This window comes from uncultured Stenotrophomonas sp. (genome assembly GCF_945952405.1).
In the GTDB taxonomy this organism is placed as follows: domain Bacteria; phylum Pseudomonadota; class Gammaproteobacteria; order Xanthomonadales; family Xanthomonadaceae; genus Stenotrophomonas.
This window is the reverse complement of record NZ_CAMFIA010000020.1, coordinates 60428-80908: the sequence shown is the minus strand read 5'-3', so window position 1 is coordinate 80908 and position 20481 is coordinate 60428. Positions and strand designations below refer to the sequence as shown.

Annotated in this window: 16 protein-coding genes; 5 read left to right on the top strand and 11 right to left on the bottom strand. The window is 67.8% G+C overall.

Annotation, left to right across the window (positions count from 1 at the left end):
- Positions 1 to 203: 203 nt before the first annotated feature.
- The 9 genes from Q0P60_RS17145 to Q0P60_RS17105 form a co-directional block, all read right to left on the bottom strand.
- Entirely contained in the window at positions 204 to 821 is a 618-nt protein-coding gene (locus Q0P60_RS17145) for a YbhB/YbcL family Raf kinase inhibitor-like protein (RefSeq protein WP_294996304.1), read from the bottom strand.
- A gap of 10 nt (positions 822 to 831) precedes the next feature.
- Positions 832 to 2901: a tetratricopeptide repeat protein gene (locus tag Q0P60_RS17140; protein ID WP_294996301.1), complete on the bottom strand. Its 2070-nt coding sequence runs from the start codon at positions 2899 to 2901 to the stop codon at positions 832 to 834.
- Between the two features lie 56 nt (positions 2902 to 2957).
- A complete protein-coding gene (locus Q0P60_RS17135) occupies positions 2958 to 3992 on the bottom strand; it encodes an alpha/beta fold hydrolase (protein WP_294996298.1) in 1035 nt (344 codons plus the stop codon).
- Positions 3993 to 3999: 7 nt separating this feature from the next.
- Positions 4000 to 4791 carry a lysophospholipid acyltransferase family protein gene (locus Q0P60_RS17130; RefSeq protein WP_294996295.1) on the bottom strand — a complete coding sequence of 264 codons (792 nt, stop codon included), beginning with the start codon at positions 4789 to 4791 and terminating at the stop codon, positions 4000 to 4002.
- A gap of 121 nt (positions 4792 to 4912) precedes the next feature.
- Positions 4913 to 5347, bottom strand: a complete 435-nt coding sequence (locus Q0P60_RS17125) for a hotdog fold thioesterase (protein WP_294996292.1) — start codon at positions 5345 to 5347, stop codon at positions 4913 to 4915.
- Between the two features lie 11 nt (positions 5348 to 5358).
- Positions 5359 to 7410, bottom strand: a complete 2052-nt coding sequence (locus Q0P60_RS17120) for a phospholipase D family protein (protein ID WP_294996289.1) — start codon at positions 7408 to 7410, stop codon at positions 5359 to 5361.
- On the bottom strand, positions 7407 to 8024 hold the full coding sequence (locus Q0P60_RS17115; RefSeq protein WP_294996286.1) for a YceI family protein: 618 nt from the start codon (positions 8022 to 8024) through the stop codon (positions 7407 to 7409). The genes Q0P60_RS17120 and Q0P60_RS17115 overlap by 4 nt, the downstream gene beginning before the upstream one ends.
- 4 nt (positions 8025 to 8028) lie before the next feature.
- A complete protein-coding gene (locus tag Q0P60_RS17110) occupies positions 8029 to 8505 on the bottom strand; it encodes a histidine phosphatase family protein (protein WP_294996283.1) in 477 nt (158 codons plus the stop codon).
- 49 nt (positions 8506 to 8554) lie between these two features.
- Positions 8555 to 9184, bottom strand: a complete 630-nt coding sequence (locus Q0P60_RS17105) for a ParA family protein (RefSeq protein ID WP_049446080.1) — start codon at positions 9182 to 9184, stop codon at positions 8555 to 8557.
- Between the two features lie 123 nt (positions 9185 to 9307).
- On the opposite strand from Q0P60_RS17105, the gene Q0P60_RS17100 reads away from it, so the two are divergent.
- On the top strand, positions 9308 to 10792 hold the full coding sequence (locus tag Q0P60_RS17100; protein WP_294996277.1) for an AAA family ATPase: 1485 nt from the start codon (positions 9308 to 9310) through the stop codon (positions 10790 to 10792).
- A 643-nt stretch (positions 10793 to 11435) separates the two neighbouring features.
- On the opposite strand, the gene Q0P60_RS17095 is transcribed toward Q0P60_RS17100, so the two are convergent.
- Positions 11436 to 12071, bottom strand: coding sequence for a tetratricopeptide repeat protein (locus Q0P60_RS17095; protein WP_294996274.1), 636 nt, complete (start codon positions 12069 to 12071; stop codon positions 11436 to 11438).
- A gap of 169 nt (positions 12072 to 12240) precedes the next feature.
- Here Q0P60_RS17095 and Q0P60_RS17090 point away from each other — a divergent pair, with 169 nt between their 5' ends.
- The 3 genes from Q0P60_RS17090 to Q0P60_RS17080 all read left to right on the top strand — a co-directional run bounded on the left by Q0P60_RS17090 (position 12241) and on the right by Q0P60_RS17080 (position 17844).
- Entirely contained in the window at positions 12241 to 15927 is a 3687-nt protein-coding gene (locus Q0P60_RS17090; RefSeq protein WP_294996271.1) for an indolepyruvate ferredoxin oxidoreductase family protein, read from the top strand.
- Positions 15928 to 16096: 169 nt separating this feature from the next.
- On the top strand, positions 16097 to 16564 hold the full coding sequence (locus Q0P60_RS17085; protein WP_294996268.1) for a helix-turn-helix transcriptional regulator: 468 nt from the start codon (positions 16097 to 16099) through the stop codon (positions 16562 to 16564).
- Complete coding sequence (locus tag Q0P60_RS17080) at positions 16561 to 17844, top strand: type II toxin-antitoxin system HipA family toxin (RefSeq protein WP_294996265.1); 1284 nt, start codon at positions 16561 to 16563, stop codon at positions 17842 to 17844. Before Q0P60_RS17085 ends, Q0P60_RS17080 begins: the two co-directional genes overlap by 4 nt.
- A gap of 35 nt (positions 17845 to 17879) precedes the next feature.
- On the opposite strand, the gene Q0P60_RS17075 is transcribed toward Q0P60_RS17080, so the two are convergent.
- A complete protein-coding gene (locus Q0P60_RS17075; RefSeq protein ID WP_294996263.1) occupies positions 17880 to 18494 on the bottom strand; it encodes a DUF938 domain-containing protein in 615 nt (204 codons plus the stop codon).
- Positions 18495 to 18839: 345 nt separating this feature from the next.
- On the opposite strand from Q0P60_RS17075, the gene Q0P60_RS17070 reads away from it, so the two are divergent.
- Positions 18840 to 20471, top strand: a complete 1632-nt coding sequence (locus Q0P60_RS17070; RefSeq protein ID WP_294996260.1) for a TldD/PmbA family protein — start codon at positions 18840 to 18842, stop codon at positions 20469 to 20471.
- The last annotated feature ends 10 nt before the right edge of the window (positions 20472 to 20481 follow it).

Here is a 20481-nt window from a genome sequence, read left to right as displayed (position 1 = left end):
GCCACGCCGGGCTGCGGCAACACACGGACATTGCCGGCCAGCGGCCGGCACTACCGGGTAGGCAGTGCATGCCGCGGTAGGCAGTAAAACGACAGAAGGGCGGCCGAGAGGCCGCCCTTCTGCGCTAGCGGTAGCGCCGGCCGCTGGCCGGCTGCCACGCCGGGCTGCGGCAACACACGGACATTGCCGGCCAGCGGCCGGCACTACCCGATGTGCAGGGCCGGGTTCAGCGTGTAGGTGCCATGCAGCGCGGCTTCGGCCAGCACGTGGCCGTGCATGGCGCGGTAGGCATCGGCGGCGGTGAAGCGCGCCGGCAGCTGCAGCGACGCCACATCCAGCGCGAACACGCGGAAGAAGTAGTGGTGCAGGCGCTCGTCGTTGAACGGCGGATACGGGCCGTCGTAGCCCAGGTAGTCACCGGCCATGTCCGGGTTGCCGGCGAACCAGCCGGTGAAGTCGTTCAGGCCCTGGCGGCTGCCGGCCGGACCGGCCGGTGCCGGCTTGCCTTTCACCACGAAGCCATCACTGCAGCTGCCGGCGGCGATTTCCTGCACCGCGGCCGGGATGTCGGCCATGACCCAATGCACGAAGTCGCAGCGCGGCTGATCGCGCGGCACCGTCATGTCGCTGCGGCCGACCGTCTCCGGCACGGTCGGCACATCCGGGTCCACGCATACCAGCAGGAACGAACGGGTGCCGTCCGGCACCCCGCTCCAGGCCAGGTGCGGATTGCGGTCCGGGGCGAAACCGTTGGCGTCGCCCGCGGCGAACTCGCGGTCGATCGGCGCACCGTTGGTCAGGCTGTTGCTGCTCAGCTGCATTGCACTCTCCTCACTCTTCCGGGTAACCCAGGCGCACCGCAACCGGGGTGAGCTGGGCGAAGGCGGCGCTCATCACGTCGCGGTAGTTGCGCCAGTGGCCCGGCGGCAGGCGCGGCGCACCCAGCTGCGCGGCCGGCGGCATCGGCCGCTCGAACAGGCGGCCCAGCAGTTCGGCCATCGCGTGCGGATCGTTGCCGACCTGGTCGATGCGCAGCAGCACATGCGGGTACAGGTCGTCCTCGTGCAGCGTCGCGATCTGGGTCAGCGCGCGGGTCAGCCATTCGCTGGCTTCGGCCAGCGAGGTCATCGCCAACGGCGCGGCAGCACCATAGGCCACCCAGTCCAGCAGCATGTCGCGCGGGTCGCGCAGCACCAGCACCAGGCGGCCCTGCGGCAGCTGCGGGCGCAGCGCCCACAGCAGCGCGTTGTCCCACCACAGCAGCCAGTCGATCACGGTGTCGCTCTGCAGGCCGCGCGCCGGCAGCTGTTCGCGCCAGCGCTGCACCAGGCGCTCCGGGGTCAGCACGCCCGAGGCCAGGTCCTGCAGCGTGTGGTAGTTCTGGAAGGCGTCATCCGGCGGGGTCGTGGTATAGCGGTCACTGCGCAGCACCGGGCTGGCGGCGGCCAGGCCGGTCGCCACCCGCTCCACGCCCGAACCCGGCGCGCCCCACAGGAAGATCGGTGCGGAGCTGGCATCGCCTTCGATGCTGCCCTTGTCCGGCCAGCTCGGCGGCGATTTGGCCTGCGGCGGCAGCGGCAGGCGCTGCGGGGCCTGGTCGACCTGCAGCGACAACCAGGTCCGCAGCGCCTCCTGCGGCTGCCCGGCACGGTCCTGGATTTCGCCCATCCAGGTCCGCAGATCGGCACGATGGCCCTCCGGCGCCAGCTCGATCAGGGCCTGCACGCGCGCCACGGCGGCGGCGGGATCGCGCTGCAGCAGGCCTTCGACCAGGCGGGCTTCGCCGCTGACGCGGCCCGGTTCCAGGCTGACGATGCGCTCGGCGATCGCCTCGGCCTGGTCATGCTCGCCGACCATGTCGTGCAGGCGCAGGCGCGCCTCCAGGGCCGGCAGATGTGCGGGCATCGCCGCCATCCAGCGCTCGACCGCGGCCACGGCGCTTTCGCTGCCCACCTGCTCCACGGCCAGGCGCGCCAGCCACACATCGTGCAGCTGGTCATTGGCCTCCAGCACGGCATCCAGGCGTGCGCGTGCCTCGTCCTCGCGGCCCAGGCGCTGCCACGACATCAGCAGCAGCTGCAGCACCTGGCGGTCCTCCGGCTGCGACTCCAGCAGCGGCAGCAGGTAATCCAGCGCCTGCAGCGGCTGGCCGTTGCGCAGCGACAGTTCACCGGCCAGGCGACGCATCGCCGGCACGTCCATCTCCGGCTGCTGCAGGGCCACCTGCATGGCTTCGGCCGCGGCCGGCACGTTGCCCTGGCGCAGTGCCAGCTGCACCACCAGGCCATGCAGCGAGGACAACGACGGATTGAGTTCCAGCACGCGGCGGAACGACTGCTCGGCGAACGCCAGCATGTCCTTGCCCAAGTAAGCAAAACCCAGCGCGTACAGCACGCGGGTATCGTCCGGCAGCGCCTTGCTGGCGGCCGACAGCAGCGCCAGCGCACGGTCGGCTTCGCCACGGCGCAGCGCGACCATGCCATCGATGGTCAGCAGTTCCGGATGGTCCGGTTCCACCCGTGCGGCCAGGGTCGAGATGCGCTGCGCTTCGTCGAAGTCGTTGCGGCCGATCGCCAGGTGCGCCTGCATCAGGTAGGCGGAGAAGGAGTTCGGATCCAGCCCGGTGGTGCGCTCGAGCGCTTCGTCGGCGCCTTCGAACTGCCGCAGCGCCAGCAGCAGGCCGGCATGCTGCAGGTGCAGCTGGGCATCGTCCGGGGCCAGCCGCAGCGCCTGCTGCAGGGCCTGCATCGCGTCTTCGGCGTTGCCCTGCTGCTGCAGCGCAAGCGCCAGCCAGCGGTGGGCATTGGCCAGGCCGGGTTCGTCATGGGCCCATGCCTGGGCCAGCTGCACGGCCTGATCGGCCTGGTTCTGGCGCAACGCCTGGATGATCTGGTCTTGCATGGCAGTCCGGTTCAAGTGCAAACCCGCATTGTAGCGGGCTGCGCGCCGCTGCCGGTTCAGGCCTGCAGGACCCGCCGCAGGCGTTGCGCGACCCAGCGCTCGGAGAAGCCATCGCCGCGCCAGTTCTCGATGAACCCGCAGTGGCCGCCCCAGCAGGCGGTTTCCAAGTGCGCCTGGCGTGGCAGCTGCCAGTCGCTGAAGGTCGCGTACGGAATCACCGGGTCATCCTGCGCCATCAGGATGTCGGCCGGCACCTGCAGCGAGGCCAGGCGGTCGCCGGCAATCGAATAACCGTCGAAATAGGCCTGCAGCGAGCCGAAACTGGTGTGCCGTTCGACCAGCCACGCGGTCAGCGCGCGGATGTCCAGCTTCAGTACGCGGTCGTCGCAGTCGCTCAGTTCGGGGAACAGGTCGCGCTTGCGGCGCAACGAGCCGGCCCACTTGCGGCGGAAGTACCAGTCGTACATCGCCGGGCCGTTCTCGATGCTCTCCATGGTCAATGCCGGGTCCAGCACCGGGCACACCGAGGCCACCCGCTGCAGCGGCACGCCGGCGTCCGGCGCGCGCAGCGCCAGCCGCAGCACGAAGTTGCCCCCCAGCGAATAGCCCGCGGCCACCAGCGGCAGCTGCGGCCAGCGCTGGGCGATATCGCCCGCGGCATGCACCACTTCGTCGATCAGGTTGGAGTGGAAGATGCCGCGGTTGAGGTGATGGGTGTTGCCATGGTCGCGGAAGTTCAGCCGCACCACGTCGAAGCCCTGTTCCAGCATGCGCGCGGCCGCCATGCGCATGTAGCTGGATTCGGCACTGCCTTCCCAGCCATGCAGCAGCAACGCCATGCCCTGCGGCTCGCGGCCTTCGACATGGCTGTGCCAGCCCTGCAGGCGCACGCCGTCGCCGCCATCGAGGATCAGCTCCTCGCTGACCGCCCCGGTCGCGGCCAGCAGCAGCAGGCCGCGCTGCAGGCGCATGCGGCTGGAGCTGAGCATCGACTGCAGGTGTGGATTGCGCAGCCAACGGGGCGGCTGGTAGTCAGCCGCATGCAGCGCCGGCGTACCAGCGTCCAGGACAGGTGGCGGGATCAGGGCCACCGCGCGCTCACCCGGCGCTCATGGCCGCCACGATGCGCGCGCGCGAGGTCTCCGCGATGCGCCGACGGCCTTCCAGGTCCTGGGCGCCGATCGGCTCCAGGAAGTGCACTTCCGCACGCCGCGCCGGCTCACCGAGCAGGCGCAGGAAATTGGCGAAGAAGCTCTCGCCGGGGCCGAACGCCACGATGGTCTGGGCGTCACCGTCCACTCCGTACACCAGTGCCACCGGCTGTACCGGCACGCCGGTCTCGACCGCAGCCTGGAAGATGCGCGCATGGAACGGGCCCACTTCGTGGCCACCACGGGTACGCCCTTCCGGGAACACGCCCACGGCACGGCCCTCGCGCAGGCGATCGGCCATCACCTGCATCACGCCACCGAGCGATTCGGTGTTGCCGCGCTGGTGGAAGATGGTCTGGCCACGCGCGGCCAGCCAGCCGACCAGCGGCCAACTGGCGATCTCGCGCTTGGCAACGAAACCCATCATGCGCTGGCTGTGCAGGATGCAGATGTCGACCCAGCTGACGTGGTTGGCGACGAACAGCACCGCGCCGGGCAGCGCCTGGCCGACCCGCGACAGGCGGAACCCAAACACCCACATCAGGCCACCCTGCCACCCGTTCACCACCTTGGCGCCCAGCGTGCTGTCACCCACGCGCAGGTTCGCCCACGGCGCAAGCATGCCGAGCAGGGTAAGCGGCAGGAACACGATGATGTGGACCAACAGCAGCGGTACGCGGTACAGGTAGCGGCACACACGCGCCACGCCGCCGCGGGGGGCCGGAGTGGGGGAAGTCATCCGCGCACGATACCGGAGGGCCGCCATCGCTGCCAGCCGATTTAGGCCATAAGCCCGATCGGGCGGGGCAATCGGCGGGGAACGCTGGGTTCCGCCACCGGCAACGTGCCCCAACCGGGGCTCAGCCGTGGCCGGCCGCCACCACCGCCAGGGTCAGCCGCGAGATGCACACCAGGCGGCCCTGCTCGTCCTCGATGCGGATCTCCCACAGCTGGGTGCTGCGGCCCACATGCAGCGCGCGGGCGGTGCCGGTGACCGTGCCCGAGCGTACCGCGCGCACGTGGTTGGCGTTGATCTCCAGGCCCACGCAGATCTGCCGGGCGGTATCCACGCACAGGTTGCCGGCGCTGCTGCCAAGGGTCTCGGCCAGCACCACCGAGGCGCCGCCGTGCAGGATGCCGTAGGGCTGCCGGGTACGCTCGTCCACCGGCATCGTGGCCTGCAGCCAGTCCTCGCCGGCGGCGCTGAAGACGATGCCCAGGGATTCGATCGCCGTGTTGCGGCTGAGCGCGTTGAGCTGCTCGATGGAAACGGCTTCGCGGAACACCTGGGTCATGCGGGCACCTGTCAGAGGATGGGAACGAGGCCGGCGCCGAATGCGGTCAGCATGCGCACCAGCAGCCACTTCGGGCCGACGTTGACTTCAGGGAAGTCACCCACGGCAACGTAGCAGCGATGGAACTCCGGGTCCTGCCGCGGCAGCGGCTGCGGGCAGTCCGGGCCGGGCTTGAATTCGTAGTCGGTGGCGTAGCGCCACGGCCAGAAATCGAGGATCGGCAGTGCTTCGGAGGCCTTGCCGACGCTGTAGTTCAGTCCCGACAGCACCGGCGGCTTGGCGCGTGGCGCCACCGTCCAGGAGTTCTGCGGGTGGGTGTCGCGCAGGATGCTCTCGGCCAGCTGCTCGGCGAACACCGGGTCGTCGATGATCACCGCGCCTTCGGTGTTGTAGTTCTCGCTGCGCGGATCGAAGTTGTGGGTGCCGACCACGCCGATGCGGCGGTCGACCACCAGCGACTTGGCATGCAGGCCCATGCGCGCGCCCTTGCGGGTGACCGGCAGCGGCTTGTTGACCGCCTTGCTGCCGAGGAACGACGGTCGGGTCTCGGTACGCAGCAGGCGCGTTTCCACTTCGCTGCCACTTTCGCGGCGGCGCGCACGTGCATTGTCGTAGGCGCCATCGCTGTGGCGATGGTTCAACGGGCCCTGCTTGCCGCCCGTGCCGGAGCCCCCGGTGCTGCCACCGCGCGCGTTGCTGCCGGCCGCACTGCCACCGATCAGCGGATTGCGGCTGTCCTGGTCCTCACCGTCCGCCGCGGCGATCGGGTCGGGCAGCAGGTTGCGGTAGTCGACCGGCGCATCCAGCGGGAACGGCTTGTATTCGAAGATGTTGAAGCCCAGTTCGCGCATGTTGCGCCGCTTGTACTTGTACGACAGCGCATACACGATCGGGTTGTCGGTCGCCGCCAGGCTGTTGCTGGACACCACCACGCGCGGCGGCTGCGGGCGCTTGCGCAGCTCGCGGAACAGCTTCTGCGCCGGCTTGGACAGCACCAGGTAGGGCGTCTGCAGGATCACTTCCTTCTGCGCACCGGCAATCAGCGCATCCAGCTGCGGCTCGGTCACATGCTGGCCGGCCAGCGGTGCATCGGCCTTCTCGCGGCGGTGCTTGCGTGGCAGGTCGGCCACATAGCGCACCGAGGCCACCGGCAGCGCGGTATCGACGAAGGAGCGGGTGACGAACTCGCTGTCATTGGCCTCGGCACTGACCCGCTGCACCCGCTCCGGGCGGCGGAAGGTGGCCGGCGGCAGGATCGGCACGCCCTCGCGCAGCAGGGTGCGGCCCACGTCGTTCAGGCGCTCGGCCGGCACGCTGCGGTGGGCACGCCAGAAGGCATCGAAGTTGGCCGCCATCGCGCGTGCTTCCGGGCCGGCGATCAGCACATCGCGATCGCGGAAGTTGTACTCGCGGTCCCAGTCGTAATAGTCGTCCTGGTAGTTGCGACCACCGACCACGCCGATCGCATCGTCGATCACCAGCAGCTTGTTGTGCATGCGCTGGTTGAAGCGGCGGAAGCAGCACAGCACGCTGCCGGCATAGTCGAAGTAGTTCAGCCGCGCCTTGCCGAAGGTCGGGTTGTAGACCCGCAGCTGGAAGTTCTGGTGGGCGCCGGACAGCGCGCCGAGGATCTGCAGGTCGGAGATCGCCGAGAGCTGGTCGATCAGCACCCGTACCTTCACCCCGCGGCGCGACGCGGCCAGCAGCTCGTCGATGACCAGCCGGGCGCTGTCGTCCTTGTCGAAGATGTAGGTCTGCAGGTCGATGCTGCGGGTAGCGCTGCGCAGCAGGTTCAGCCGCGCGACCAGCGCGCCCTCGCCTTCGTCCAGCAGGGTCGCGTAGTGGCGCGGCCGCTCCGCGGTGGACTCGGTGAACGCTCGCCCGGCCAGGGCCCGCAATGGCGAGTCCTGGGCACAACGGTCGGCACGCTGGCAATCGACCACGGTCGAGCGCGCCTGCACGGCAATCGCCTCGGCGCGGTCGCGCTCGGCATTCGAGAGCGATGCACAACCGCTGCCCAGCAACACGGTTGCCAGCGCCAGTACACGCAGCAGGAGGTTCACGGTTTCGGCGCCTCGCTCAGGCGCGCACGCAATACGAAGGTCACTCGGTCACTCAAGGCAAGCTGCCAGCTATCCATGCCGTACCGGCCTCGCTGCACGGTACCGCGGCTGACGACGTCGCAATCATAGCCGGGTCGGGCGCACTCCGCTTTCTCGACCCGGAGTGCCTCGGGGTGGCTGACCCCGCGCAGGGTCAGCCGGCCGTTGATGTCGCCGCCGTTTTCCACGGTCTCCGGCCAGTACGGCAGCGAGTCGAACTCGACCACCGGATGGCGCCCGGCATCGAAGAACTCCTCGCCGCGCATCCAGCCGGTGTAGCGCGACTTGCCTGGAATCTCCACCGAGCGCGTGAACATCTTCAGGTGCACCTGGTGGCGGCCATCGGACAGGATCTCGATGCGGCCTTCGAAGTGCGGGAACACCCCTTCGATGCGCTGGCCGAAACGGGTGCGTACCTCGAAGCCGATCTGCGAGCGCTGGGTGTCCAGCCGCAGCACCCGGTGCGCTTCGGCGACCACCGGTGGCAGCGTCGTCGGTGACGGCGTAGCGGCCCAGGCCGGGCCGAGCGCCAGCAGCGCGGGCAGCAGGAAGCGGCTGCGCCGCGCCAGGCTCATCGGATCACGGCCACCAGAACGCGTTCAGGCTGGCCACACCCGGTTCGATCGACGCCTCGCGCGGGAAGCCGAGCACGGCGATGCCGGCCGGCGGCATGCCGCGGTAATCGCTGCTGGTGCCCTCGGTCATCAGCGCCACCAGGCGCTCCAGGCCGGGATTGTGGCCGACGATCAGCACCCGGTCGAGTTCACGGCGGTCGTCCACCAGTGACGCCAGGGTGCCGGGGGTCGCCTCGTAGATGCGGTCTTCCAGGCGCTTCTCCACGTAACCGATGGTGCCGAGCACGGCTTCCAGGGTCTCGCGGGTACGCCGCGCCGGCGAGCACAGCACGCAGTCCGGCAGCAGGTTGTTTTCCTTCAGCCACTTGCCGGCGGCTTCGGCTTCGGCCAGCCCTACCGGCGACAACGGCCGGTCGAGGTCGGCCTGGCCCGGGGTGGCCGGTTCGGCATGGGCATGGCGCAGCAGGATCAGTTCACGCATCGCGGGGTTCCATGAAGAAGAGGATGCAGCAGGAAGAGTGACGCAGGCATCAAAGCTTCAGCCAGGACAGCAGCGGTTCCCAGTCGGCCTGGTGTTCGCGTACCTGCGCGGAGCGGTAGTCGAACAGGCTGCGGCCGAGGCCGGTCATGACCACGTAGCTCTGGCTGTCACGCAGTTGCGCGACCACCGGGTACGGCCATTCGGCCAGCATCTGCAGGGCCTGCTGCGAGGTCTGCGTCCAGGGCTTGGTCCGGTTCAGCACCAGTCCGACCGGCAGCTTGCGGCTGTGCACCCGCGGGTTCTGGGCCAGGCTGTTGAGAAAGCCGACGATGGCTTCGATGTCCAGCGCCGAAGGCAGCACCGGCACCACCACGGCGTCGGCGGCATCCAGGAAATGGGGGATATCGTCGGCCAACGCACCGGCCGGTGCGTCGATGATGACCGTTTCGGTGCCATCGGGCAGCTTCTGCGCCCACTGCTTCTTGCGGTACACATCGATCGGCAGTACCGCGCTTTCCAGCCCGGCACGGCGTTGTGCCCAGCGGGTGCTGGAGCCCTGTGGGTCGGCATCGGCGATCACCGTGGCCTTGCCCTGCAATGCCGCGTACGCGGCCAGGTGGGTGGCGACGGTGGTTTTGCCCACCCCGCCCTTGGAACCGGCCACCAGGATCGTCTTCATGCCAGCCTCGCTTCCGGGTACGTGCCCCGAGCGTACACCGGCGATGGTGACGGGAGGTAGCACCGCGCTGAACCTGCGGCCATCGCCTTTGCTATCGTGGCGCCCCCGAAGGATCGAACCGGCATGAGCGAGCTGCAGGACCTGAGCGCACTGATTCGCGCCAATACCCCCCTGATCGTGATCGAGACCCAGGACGAGGGCCGCATCGTCGATCTGTTCCGGCAGACGCTGATGCATGTCTGGCGGGCGCTGCACCGCTGGTCGATCACCGAGGGCCTGCGCCGCATCGACCTGGACAGCGAAGACCCGCCGGTCGGGCCACCGGACGCCAGCGCGGCGCTGCAGATGATCCGCCAGGCAGATCAGCGCGGGGTCTACCTGCTGCTCGATTTCCACCCTTACCTGGGCTATGCCAGCCACCAGCGCGCCCTGCGCGACCTGATCCAGCGCCGCCACAGCGAACCGCACGTGCTGGTGCTGATCGGTGCCAAGGTAGAGCTGCCCGCCGAGCTGGAAGCACTGGCGGTCCGCTTCAACCCACGCCTGCCCGATGCCAACGCCCTGCTGAAGATGCTGCGCGAAGAGGCCGACGCCTATGCCCGCGAGCATGGTGGCCGCCGCGTCGAAGTCGACAGCGAGGCGGTGAAGAAGATCCTGAAGAACCTGCAGGGCCTGAGCCTGGTGGATGCCCGGCGCATCGCGCGGCAGCTGATCTACGCCGATGGCGCGCTGCGCGACGACGACCTGCCGCAGCTGGCGCGCTTGAAGTTCGAACTGCTCAACCGCAGCGGCCACCTGTTCTTCGAGCATGACAGCGCGCGCTTCGGCGACGTGGCCGGTGCCAACCGGCTCAAGCGCTGGATCAACCAGCGGCGGGTGGCGTTCATCGCCGGCTCGGCCCCGGCCGGGCTGGACCCGCCGCGCGGCATGCTGCTGCTGGGTGTGCAGGGCTGCGGCAAGTCGATGCTGGCCAAGGCCACTGCCGCCGGCTTCGGCGTGCCGCTGCTGCGCCTGGACGTCGGCGCGCTGTACAACAAGTACCACGGCGAGACCGAGGCCAACCTGCGCCAGGCGCTGGCCTCGGCCGAGCAGCTGGCGCCCTGCGTGCTGTGGATGGACGAGATCGAGAAGGGCCTGGCCAGCGGTGGCGAGGACGGCGGCGTGTCGCGCCGCGTGCTCGGCCACCTGCTGACCTGGATGGCCGAGCGCAAGGCGCCGGTGTTCATCGTCGCCACCGCCAACCAGGTGCACGAACTGCCCGCCGAACTGCTGCGCAAGGGCCGCTTCGACGAGATCTTCTTCGTCGACCTGCCCGCGCCCGAGGTCCGCGTGGAACTGCTGCGGCTGCACCTGGGCCGGCGCCAGCTGAATGCCGATGACTTCGCCCTGCCGGCGCTGGCCGCGGCCGCCAACGGTTTCTCCGGCGCCGAGATCGAGCAGGCAATCGTTGCCGGCCTGTATGCCGCCCACGCCGAGGGCCGGCCGCTGGACACCGAGCTGCTGATGAACGAGATCCGCGCGACGCGCCCGCTGTCGGTGCTGATGGCCGAGCAGGTCGAGGCACTGCGGGGATGGGCATCAGGGCGGACGGTGTCTGCGGACGACTGAGGGGTTTCCCGCGAACGGCGCAGCCCCTCGTGGCTGGCCGCTGAAAGCAACAGCCGCGGTTGGCCGGGTGGGTAGGCTGTGCAGGGGGCGCTGCAAGTACGCCCCTGTAAGCTCGGTCGCCGCATCCATGCGGCTCACGCCCCTGCGCAGCCTACCCGTCCGGCCTCTGACAGTTTCCGGGGGCGTCCGCCACGGAAAAGAAAAAAGAAGATCAAACGCAGAAGCCGGCTGGCTGGCCGCCTTTTGTAGAGCCGAAGGCAACGGCAGGAGCCGTTGCCAACGTCGCGTGCGACGGCCCGAAGGGTGCCGGTCAGGACGACCGGCATAGCCCACGCTCCGCTGCATTTCGATCAGATATCGAAAAATCGATTCCGATGTGGATTCATCCACACATGGCGTGGATCTACCCACCGTCGCCGAGAACCTGTCGGGGTCGGGGCGGTCTGGGGCTGCAGGACCGTTGGCGCCATGGATGGCGCCATCGAGCCCCCATGGATGGGTTTACGGCGTGTCCTGCAGCCCCAGAGCGCCCCGACCAAGCCACAGATAGCCCAGAGCCGGCTGTTGCTTTGGTTGTTGCTGTTGCTTTGGCTCCAGCTGTTGCCTCTGCGGGTGCCGGGTGCAACCCGGCCCACCCCCTTCCTCAGGGCCAGGCCGGTGGCGCGGCGGCCCAGGCCTGCTGCACCTCGGCCAGCGACGCACGCTCGTCCTCGCGCCACTGCGGCAGCAGCTGCGCATGGTTGGCACTGCTGCTCCACTGCGACGGCTCGGTGCGCACGGCCGCGGCGTACCACTGCACGGCCTCCTGCTTCTGCCCCAGCCGCCACAGCGCCAGCGCATAGGTCGGCGGCACCCAGCTGGGCTTGCTGCGCGCGTTGCCGGCCGACGACAGCCATTGCTCCAGCGCCGCCTCCGGCTTGCCCTGGCGCAGCAGGTCCCAGCCATAGTTCCAGCGCACGCTGCGGCCGACACTGCTCTGCGCCGACGCTTCCTTCAGCGCCTCGCCATACAGCTGGTCGGCCAGCTCAGCTCGGCCCTGGCCGCTGGCCACCGAGGCCAGCTGCACGGTGGCTTCGACCGCGCGGCGACCGCGTTCACGCAACCGGACCAGCTGGTTGACCAGCTCATCGCCCTCGCCCTGCAACGCCACCATCGGCGCCGCTGCCTGGTCACTGTCGAAATAGAACTCCTGTGGTGCCGGCACGGCCGGCGCGGCCCACGCAGTGGCCACTCCCGAGGCCAGCAGCACGCTGGCCAGGAACTTTCCTGGAACTGACATCCCTTCTCCCCAGGCTGCAACCGCAGCCTCCCTCTCTCTCCCCGATCCTAACCCCAGCACCGCCGCGGGCGCGAGTGCCGGGGCCGCACGGCCCCACTGCTACAATTCGCGCCTTTCCCGCCGCGTGCCTGCACGCGGCCGGTGCCAGCCGATCCTGACCGGGCCAGCCATGACCAGTACCGCGCAACTCACTTCGCCCTCTTCCGCCGACCTGCTCGACCGTGACTACACGCTCGACCACAAGTACACCCGCAACGAGGGGCGGATCTACCTGAGTGGCGTGCAGGCGCTGGTGCGGCTGCCGCTGATGCAGCGCCTGCGCGATGCCGCCGAAGGCATCGACAGCGCCGGCTTCGTCAGCGGCTACCGGGGCAGCCCGCTGGGCGGCTTCGACCTGGAACTGTGGCGCGCGCGCAAGCACCTGGACGCGGCCAAGGTGAAGTTCACCCCCGGCCTGAACGAGGATCTGGGCGCCACCATGGTCTGGGGTACCCAGCAGACCAACCTGTTCCCCGGTGCCAACGTGCAGGGCGTGTTCGGCATGTGGTACGGCAAGGGCCCGGGCGTGGACCGCTGCGGCGACGTGTTCAAGCACGCCAATGCCGCGGGCACCTCGCGCTACGGCGGTGTGCTGGCACTGGCCGCCGATGACCATGCCTGCCGCAGCTCGACCCTGCCGCACGGCAGCGAGGATGAGTTCGTCAGCGCGATGATGCCGGTGCTGAACCCGGCCGGCGTGCAGGACATCCTCGACATGGGCCTGCTCGGCTGGGCGATGAGCCGTTACACCGGCCGCTGGGTCGGCTTCAAGACGATCGCCGAAACGGTGGAATCGTCGGCGTCGGTCGAAGTCGATCCGATGGCGCGCCGCATCGTGCTGCCGGAGGACTTCGAGATGCCGGCGGGTGGCCTCAACATCCGTTGGCCGGACCCGCCGCTGGACCAGGAAATGCGCCTGCACCGCTATGCGGTGAAGGCTGCGCAGGCCTTCGCCCGCGCCAATGGCATCGACAAGGTGGTGATGGACGCGCCGCGCGCGCGGCTGGGCATCGTCACCACCGGCAAGAGCTACCTGGATGTGCTGCAGGCGCTGGAGTACCTGGGCCTGGATGAGGCGGCCTGCGCCGCGATCGGCATCCGCGTATACAAGGTCGGCATGACCTGGCCGCTGGAGCCGCAGGGCATCGCGCGCTTCGCGCAGGGCCTGGAAGACATCATCGTGGTGGAGGAGAAGCGTGCCTTCATCGAGCGCCAGATGAAGGAGCAGTTCTTCAACTGGCCGGCCAGCTGGGGCCAGCGCCCGTCCATCGTCGGCAAGTACGACGAGAGCGGCGAATGGATCCTGCCGTCCACCGGCGAACTGACCCCGGCCACCATCGCCGGCGTGATCGGCCGCCGCATCCAGAAGTTCTTCAACAACGAATCGATCGAGCAGCGCCTGCAGTGGATGCAGGAGAAGGAAGCCGAGCTTGCGCTGCCGCGTGCCAGCTTCCCGCGCGTACCGCACTACTGCTCGGGGTGCCCGCACAACACCTCCACCAACGTGCCGGAAGGCTCGCGGGCGCTGGCCGGCATCGGTTGCCATTACATGGTGACCTGGATGGACCGCAGCACCGATACCTTCACCCACATGGGCGGCGAAGGCGTGACCTGGGCCGGGCAGGCGCCGTTCACCGACACCCCGCACGTGTTCCAGAACCTCGGTGATGGCACCTATTTCCACAGCGGCTCGCTGGCGATCCGGCAGGCGGTCGCGGCCGGCGTCAACATCACCTACAAGATCCTCTACAACGATGCGGTGGCGATGACCGGCGGCCAGCCGGTGGACGGCCCGCTGAGCGTGCCGGACATCGCCAGGCAGATGCGGGCCGAAGGCATCCACACCATCGTGGTGCTGTCGGACAACATCGGCAAGTGGACCGGCCAGCGCGAGCATTTCCCCAGCGACGTCGAGTTCCACGACCGCAGCGAGCTGGAAGCAGTGCAGAAGCGCCTGCGCGAAGTGAAGGGTGTCTCGATCCTGATCTACGAGCAGACCTGCGCCACCGAGAAGCGCCGTCGCCGCAAGCGCGGCAAGCTGGAAGATCCGGCCAAGCGGGTGATGATCAACTCGCTGGTCTGCGAAGGCTGCGGTGACTGCGGCAAGAAGAGCTTCTGCGTGTCGGTGCTGCCGAAGGAAACCGAGTTCGGGCGCAAGCGCGAGATCGACCAGTCCAACTGCAACAAGGACTACTCCTGCGTCAACGGCTTCTGCCCGAGCTTCGTTACCGTGCACGGCGGCCAGCCGCGCAAGGGCAGCAAGCGCGATGCCTCCACGCTGCTGGACAACCTGCCGGCACCGACCATCCGCGGCACCCTGGAGCAACCCTGGAACATCCTGATCACCGGCGTCGGCGGTACCGGCGTGGTGACCATTGGTGCGCTGCTGGGCATGGCCGGCCACCTGGAAGGCAAGGGCGCCACCGTGCTCGACCAGACCGGCCTGGCACAGAAGGGCGGCGCGGTGACCACGCACATCCGCATCGCGCGCCGTCCGGACGACATCCACGCCGTGCGCATCGCCGCCGGCGAAGCCGACCTGGTGCTGGGCTGCGACATGGTCGTGGTCAACGATTACTGGGCACTGTCGAAGGTCCGCGCCGGCCGTTCGCAGGTCGTGCTGAATACCTACGAGGCGATGCCCGGCACCTTCACCACCCGCCCCGACATGCAGTTCCCCGCCGCCGACATCGTCGCCGGCGTACGCGTGGCGCTGGGCGGCCAGGAGCCGTTGCTGCTCGATGCCACCCAGCTGGCCACCGCGCTGCTGGGCGATGCCATCGCCGCCAACCTGTTCATCCTCGGCTACGCCTGGCAGCAGGGCCTGGTACCGCTGTCGTTCGACTCGCTGATGCGCGCCATCGAACTCAACGGCGCCGCCGTGGCGATGAACCAGCAGGCATTCGCCTGGGGCCGCCTGGCGGCGGTCGATCCGCAGGCCGTGCAGCAGGCTGCCGGCCTGGTACGCAACCGCCACACCGATACCGAGTCCACCCCGGGCCCGCTGCATCCGTTGCCGCCGGGCGAATGGGAAGGCAACGAATGGGGCGCCACTGCCGCGCCGCGCAACACCGGTGACGAACGCGAACTGCGTGGTCTGCCCTCGCACGGTGGCGAGGTGGCGTTCCTGCCGCTGGACGACGCCCGCCTGTCGCGTTCGCTGGATGAAATGATCGAGCGGCGTGCCGCGTTCCTGCTCGACTACCAGGACGCCGCCTACGCCAACCGCTACCGCGGGCTGGTCGAGCGCGTGCGCGCCGCCGAAGCCGAGCGCATCGGCGGCTCCACCGCGCTGACCGAGACCGTGGCCCGTTACCTGTTCAAGCTGATGGCGTACAAGGACGAGTACGAAGTGGCCCGCCTGTACACCAGCGGCGACTTCCAGCGCCGCCTGCAGCAGCAGTTCGAGGGCGACTACCAGCTGCGCTTCCACTTGGCACCCCCGCTGTTCGCAAAGAAGGACGAACACGGCCGGTTGCTGAAGAAGGAGTACGGCCCGTGGATGTTCAAGGCGTTCGGCCTGCTGGCCAGGCTGAAGTTCCTGCGTGGCGGCCGCTTCGATGTGTTCGGCCGCACCGCCGAACGCCGCATGGAGCGCACCCTGATCAGCGATTACGAGGCCACCGTGCAGGTGCTGCTGGAAGGCCTGGATGATGACCGCCTGGCGCTGGCGGTGGAGATCGCCAGCATTCCGGAGCACATCCGCGGCTTCGGCCACGTCAAGGAAGCACACGTGGAGAACGCCAAGGCCCGCGAAGCGACCCTGCTGGCGCAGTGGCGCAACCCGAAGGCACTGCACATCGTGCAGGTGGCGTAATGTAATCGAACGCTGGCATTGAGCTGAATGTCATCAATCGGTGACATTTAGCGAAATGTAACCGATCGCAGACTTTGCGCATGATCTGCCGATCCAGTTCACTGGCACATTTGAATGTCAGCGCTCATTGACACTTGTCCGAAAGTAGCCATACGCATACATTGCGTGCATGGCGCTCCTGAAGACAACCGAGGATCTGGGACTCACCATCCGTCAACGCCGCAGAGCACTTGGCTGGGATCAGGCAGGGTTGGCCGAACGTGCAGGGGTCAGCCGGCAATGGATCATTGATATCGAGAAGGGCAAGCCTCGTGCCGAGATGTATCTGGTATTGCGGGTAATGAATGTCCTCGGTCTCAGGCTCAGTGCGGATGCACCCGCCGCCGCCGACAGCACTCCTTCCAAGCACAAGGCCCCCAGTATCAACGCGGTGGTTGCGTCCCACCGAAGTTCGTCACACTCAAACTCTCCTCCCGCCGCCGGAACCTGGCGCGAGACCCGTTCCACAGGCGCCGCAGTGGATTTCGGTCGAATCCTGGACGAGATCCAGCAAGGGAGGACGCTCGTGCCAGGACGGACTAACAATTCGTCAACCCGACCAACGCCGCTGCCACCGCCAAGCAAGCGGAGAAAATGAAGCTCAACCTGCTGTTGGGGGCCAGCAATGTCGGAACCGTGGAGCAGAACGCCCACGGCCATCCCGAACTCACCTACGCGCCTGCATGGGTTGCCTCATCGGAAGCGGTGCCATTGTCGCTGAGCCTACCTCTGGCGCAGCAGGTCCATCCCACGCAGACGGTATCGGCTGTTCTATGGGGGCTTCTGCCAGACAATGAAGCCACATTGAATCGATGGGCTTCCGCTTTCCATGTTTCCGCACGCAATCCGCTCGGCATGCTTTCCCATGTGGGCGAAGAGTGCGCTGGAGCAATCCAGTTCATCACCGACGCCCGCCTTGACCTGGTTGCTTCCGGTGCTCTCGACGCAATCACGCCGCTAGCGGACGAGGACGTCGCCGCGAGGCTGCAGCGGGTACGCCAGGACGTGGGAGCGACCCGCAGGCCAGACGATCTCGGCCAGTTCAGCCTTGCGGGTGCCCAGGCAAAAATCGCATTGCTGCGTACGGCACAAGAATGGGCACTCCCTTCCGGGCGCATTCCCACTACACATATTCTCAAACCGCCCAATGGCGATTTCAGAGGGTACGTAGAGAACGAAATGTTCTGTCTGGCGTTGGCCAGGGAAATGGACCTGCCTGCCGCCTACAGCAGCCGCCTCCAGATAGGCACGGAGTCAGCGATATGCGTGGAACGCTACGACCGCTATCAGATCGACGGTGAGTGGTTCCGTCTGCACCAGGAGGACTTCTGTCAGACTCTTGGTGTTCGTCCACACCTGAAATACCAGAACCAGGGTGGACCGGGTCCGGCAGATCTGGCGGATGTTCTGTGGAGGCACTCAAGCAATCCCACCGAAGACGTGCAGCGTCTGTTCGATGCACTGGCGTTCAACTACTTCATTGGAGGCACCGACGCCCATGCGAAAAACTACTCCCTGTTAATCGACAGCGGGGGCATGGCAAGGCTGGCGCCGTTGTATGACATCTCAAGCGCGCTTGCTTACCCGGAACTCGATACCAAGGCAATCCGTATGGCCATGCGCATCGGTAGCCACTACAACTGGTGGGACATACGCTTGAATGACTGGGTGACCCTCTCGGAACAACTGCGCCTGGATCCATTTGACTGTTTGAAGCGAATGACGTTGATGGCATACCAGCTACCTGCAACGGCCAGCGATGTTCATCAGTTGATGGAGCAACAGGGCACAGGCCATCAAGTTCTTCATCGCCTGATCGAACAGATCCACATTTCCTGCGAGAGATTCATCCGGAAAGTCCAAGCAGCAGCCGCCTGACGAATGCCGGTCCCGCACAACCAGGACCCGCCTGATCACCCCAACCGCCACAGCAGCAGGCGGTTGTTGGCCGGCATCGCGACATCGCCCAGGCGGGTGAATCCGTTGTCGGCTGCCAACGCCTGCACCGCCTCGATATCACGCAGGCCACTGCGTGCATCGCGTGCCTTCAGCCAGGCATCGAACTGTGCGTTGCTGTCACTGGTGTAGCGCCCGCCCCGGTTGAACGGACCGTACACCGCCAGCAACGCGCCGTGGCGCAGCAGCGGCGGCAGCGCGGCGAACAGCGCCTGGCCGTGTTCCCAGCTCATGATGTGCAGCGTGTTGGCACTGAATGCAGCGTCGAAGTGGCTGCCCTCCGGCATGGCCAGGCCTGGCGCTGGCGGCAGCTCCACCTGCAGCGCCACCGGCGCCAGCAGGTTCAGCAACGCTGCTTCGGCGCGCCAGGCTTCGATGCCGGGCAGGTGGTCCGGATGATCGCTGGGCTGCCAGCGCAGCCACGGCCAGCGTTCGGCGAAGAACGCCGCATGCTGGCCGGTACCGCTGCCGATCTCCAGCACCCGGTGGCGGTCTCCCATGCACGGGTCGAGTGCGGCGGCGATCGGTTCGCGGTTGCGCTCGCAGGCTTCTGAATACGGCTTGCTCGACATCAGGACGGTGTCCAGGCGGGGTCGGCCCCATTGTGCACGAGGGGGTGTTGCTCGGCAGGGCTGCGCCCTGCACCCGCCGAAGCCGGAGCAACCGCAACAGCCAAAGCAAGGGCAACAGCAACAGCAGGCTTCCTGTTGGATGGCGGGGCGGTGTCCCACGGAAGGCCAGCCTTTGACGTTGACGTTGCCCTGGCTTGAAGCAGGTGCAGGGCGCAGCCCTGCCGAAACACCCCCAACCATGACTGCAGTCACTTGTCGTCACGTTCCGCGCTGGCGAAAGTCGAGGAGTTGACGTGATCGGCTCGGCCTGTTGCTGGCCGCACGCAAGCGAGAGAGAGAAACGCTGTGCAACGACGTGAGTTCCTGGCTTTTTCCGGTCTGGGCCTGGCGGGCCTGCTGCTGCCGCATTCCCGTGCGATCGCCGCCGAACAGCTGCTGGCCCCGGTCGACAGCGCCCAGCGCAGGCGCCTGGCCGAGGTCGCCCTGGCGGCGGCACGCAACGCCAAGGCCAGCTACTGCGATGTCCGCATCGGCCGCTACCTCAACCAGTCGGTCATCACCCGCGAGCACCAGGTCGGCAATGTGACCAACCGCGAATCGTCCGGCGTGGGCGTGCGGGTGATCGTCAACGGCGCCTGGGGCTTCGCCGCCACCCACCAGCAGACCGAGGCGGCGGTCCGCGCTGCGGTCGAGCAGGCCACCGCGATCGCCCGCGCCAATGCCGGCATCCAGACCCGGCCGGTGCAGCTGGCACCGACCCCGTCGGTCGGCGAGGTGCGCTGGCAGACCCCGATCCGCAGGAACGCGATGGCGGTGCCGATCCAGGACAAGGTCGAGCTGCTGCTGGCACTCAACGCAGCCGCGCTGAATGCGGGTGCCGACTTCATCAATTCCACGCTGTTCCTGGTCAACGAACAGAAGTACTTCGCCTCCAGCGATGGCTCGTTCATCGACCAGGACATCCACCGCATCTGGCTGCCGTTCACCGCCACCGCCATCGACAAGGCCAGTGGCAAGTTCCGCACCCGCGCCGGGCTGTCTTCGCCGATGGGCATGGGCTACGAGTTCCTCGATGGCGATGCCCGCGGCAAGGTACAGCTGCCCGGTGGCATCACCGCTTACCGCGATTCCTATGACCCGGTCGAGGACGCCATCGCCGCCGCTCGCCATGCGCGCGAGAAGCTGAAGGCGCCTTCGGTGAAGCCGGGCAAGTACGACCTGGTGCTGGATCCGTCCAACCTGTTCCTGACCATCCACGAGAACGTCGGCCACCCGCTGGAGCTGGACCGCGTGCTCGGTTATGAGGCCAACTACGCCGGCACCAGCTTCGCCACGCTGGACAAGCGCGATGCGGGGTTCCGCTGGGGCAGCGACATCGTCACCTTCTTCGCCGACAAGACCCAGCCGGGCAGCCTCGGCGCGGTCGGCTACGACGACGAAGGGGTGAAGACCCAGCGCTGGGACCTGGTGCGCGACGGCATCCTGGTCGACTACCAGGCCACCCGCGATGAAGCCCACATCCTCGGCCGCGACGCCTCGCACGGCTGCAGCTATGCCGATTCCTGGTCCAGCGTGCAGTTCCAGCGCATGGCCAACGTCTCGCTGGCGCCAGGCAGCACGCCGCTCAGCGTCGAGGACATGATCAAGGACGTGGAGAACGGCATCTGGATCCACGGCCGCGGCTCGTATTCGATCGACCAGCAGCGCTACAACGCGCAGTTCGGTGGCCAGCTGTACTACCAGATCAAGGACGGCAGGATCACCGGCATGGTCGAGGACGCGGCCTACCAGATCCGCACGCCGGAGTTCTGGAACGCCTGCACTGCCATCTGCGATGAGCGCGATTTCCGCCTCGGCGGTTCCTTCTTCGACGGCAAGGGCCAGCCCGGCCAGGTCTCGGCGGTCTCGCACGGTTCGTCCACCACCCGCTTCAACGGCATCAACATCATCAACACCGCGCGCAGTCTCGGCGCTTGAGCCACCCCAT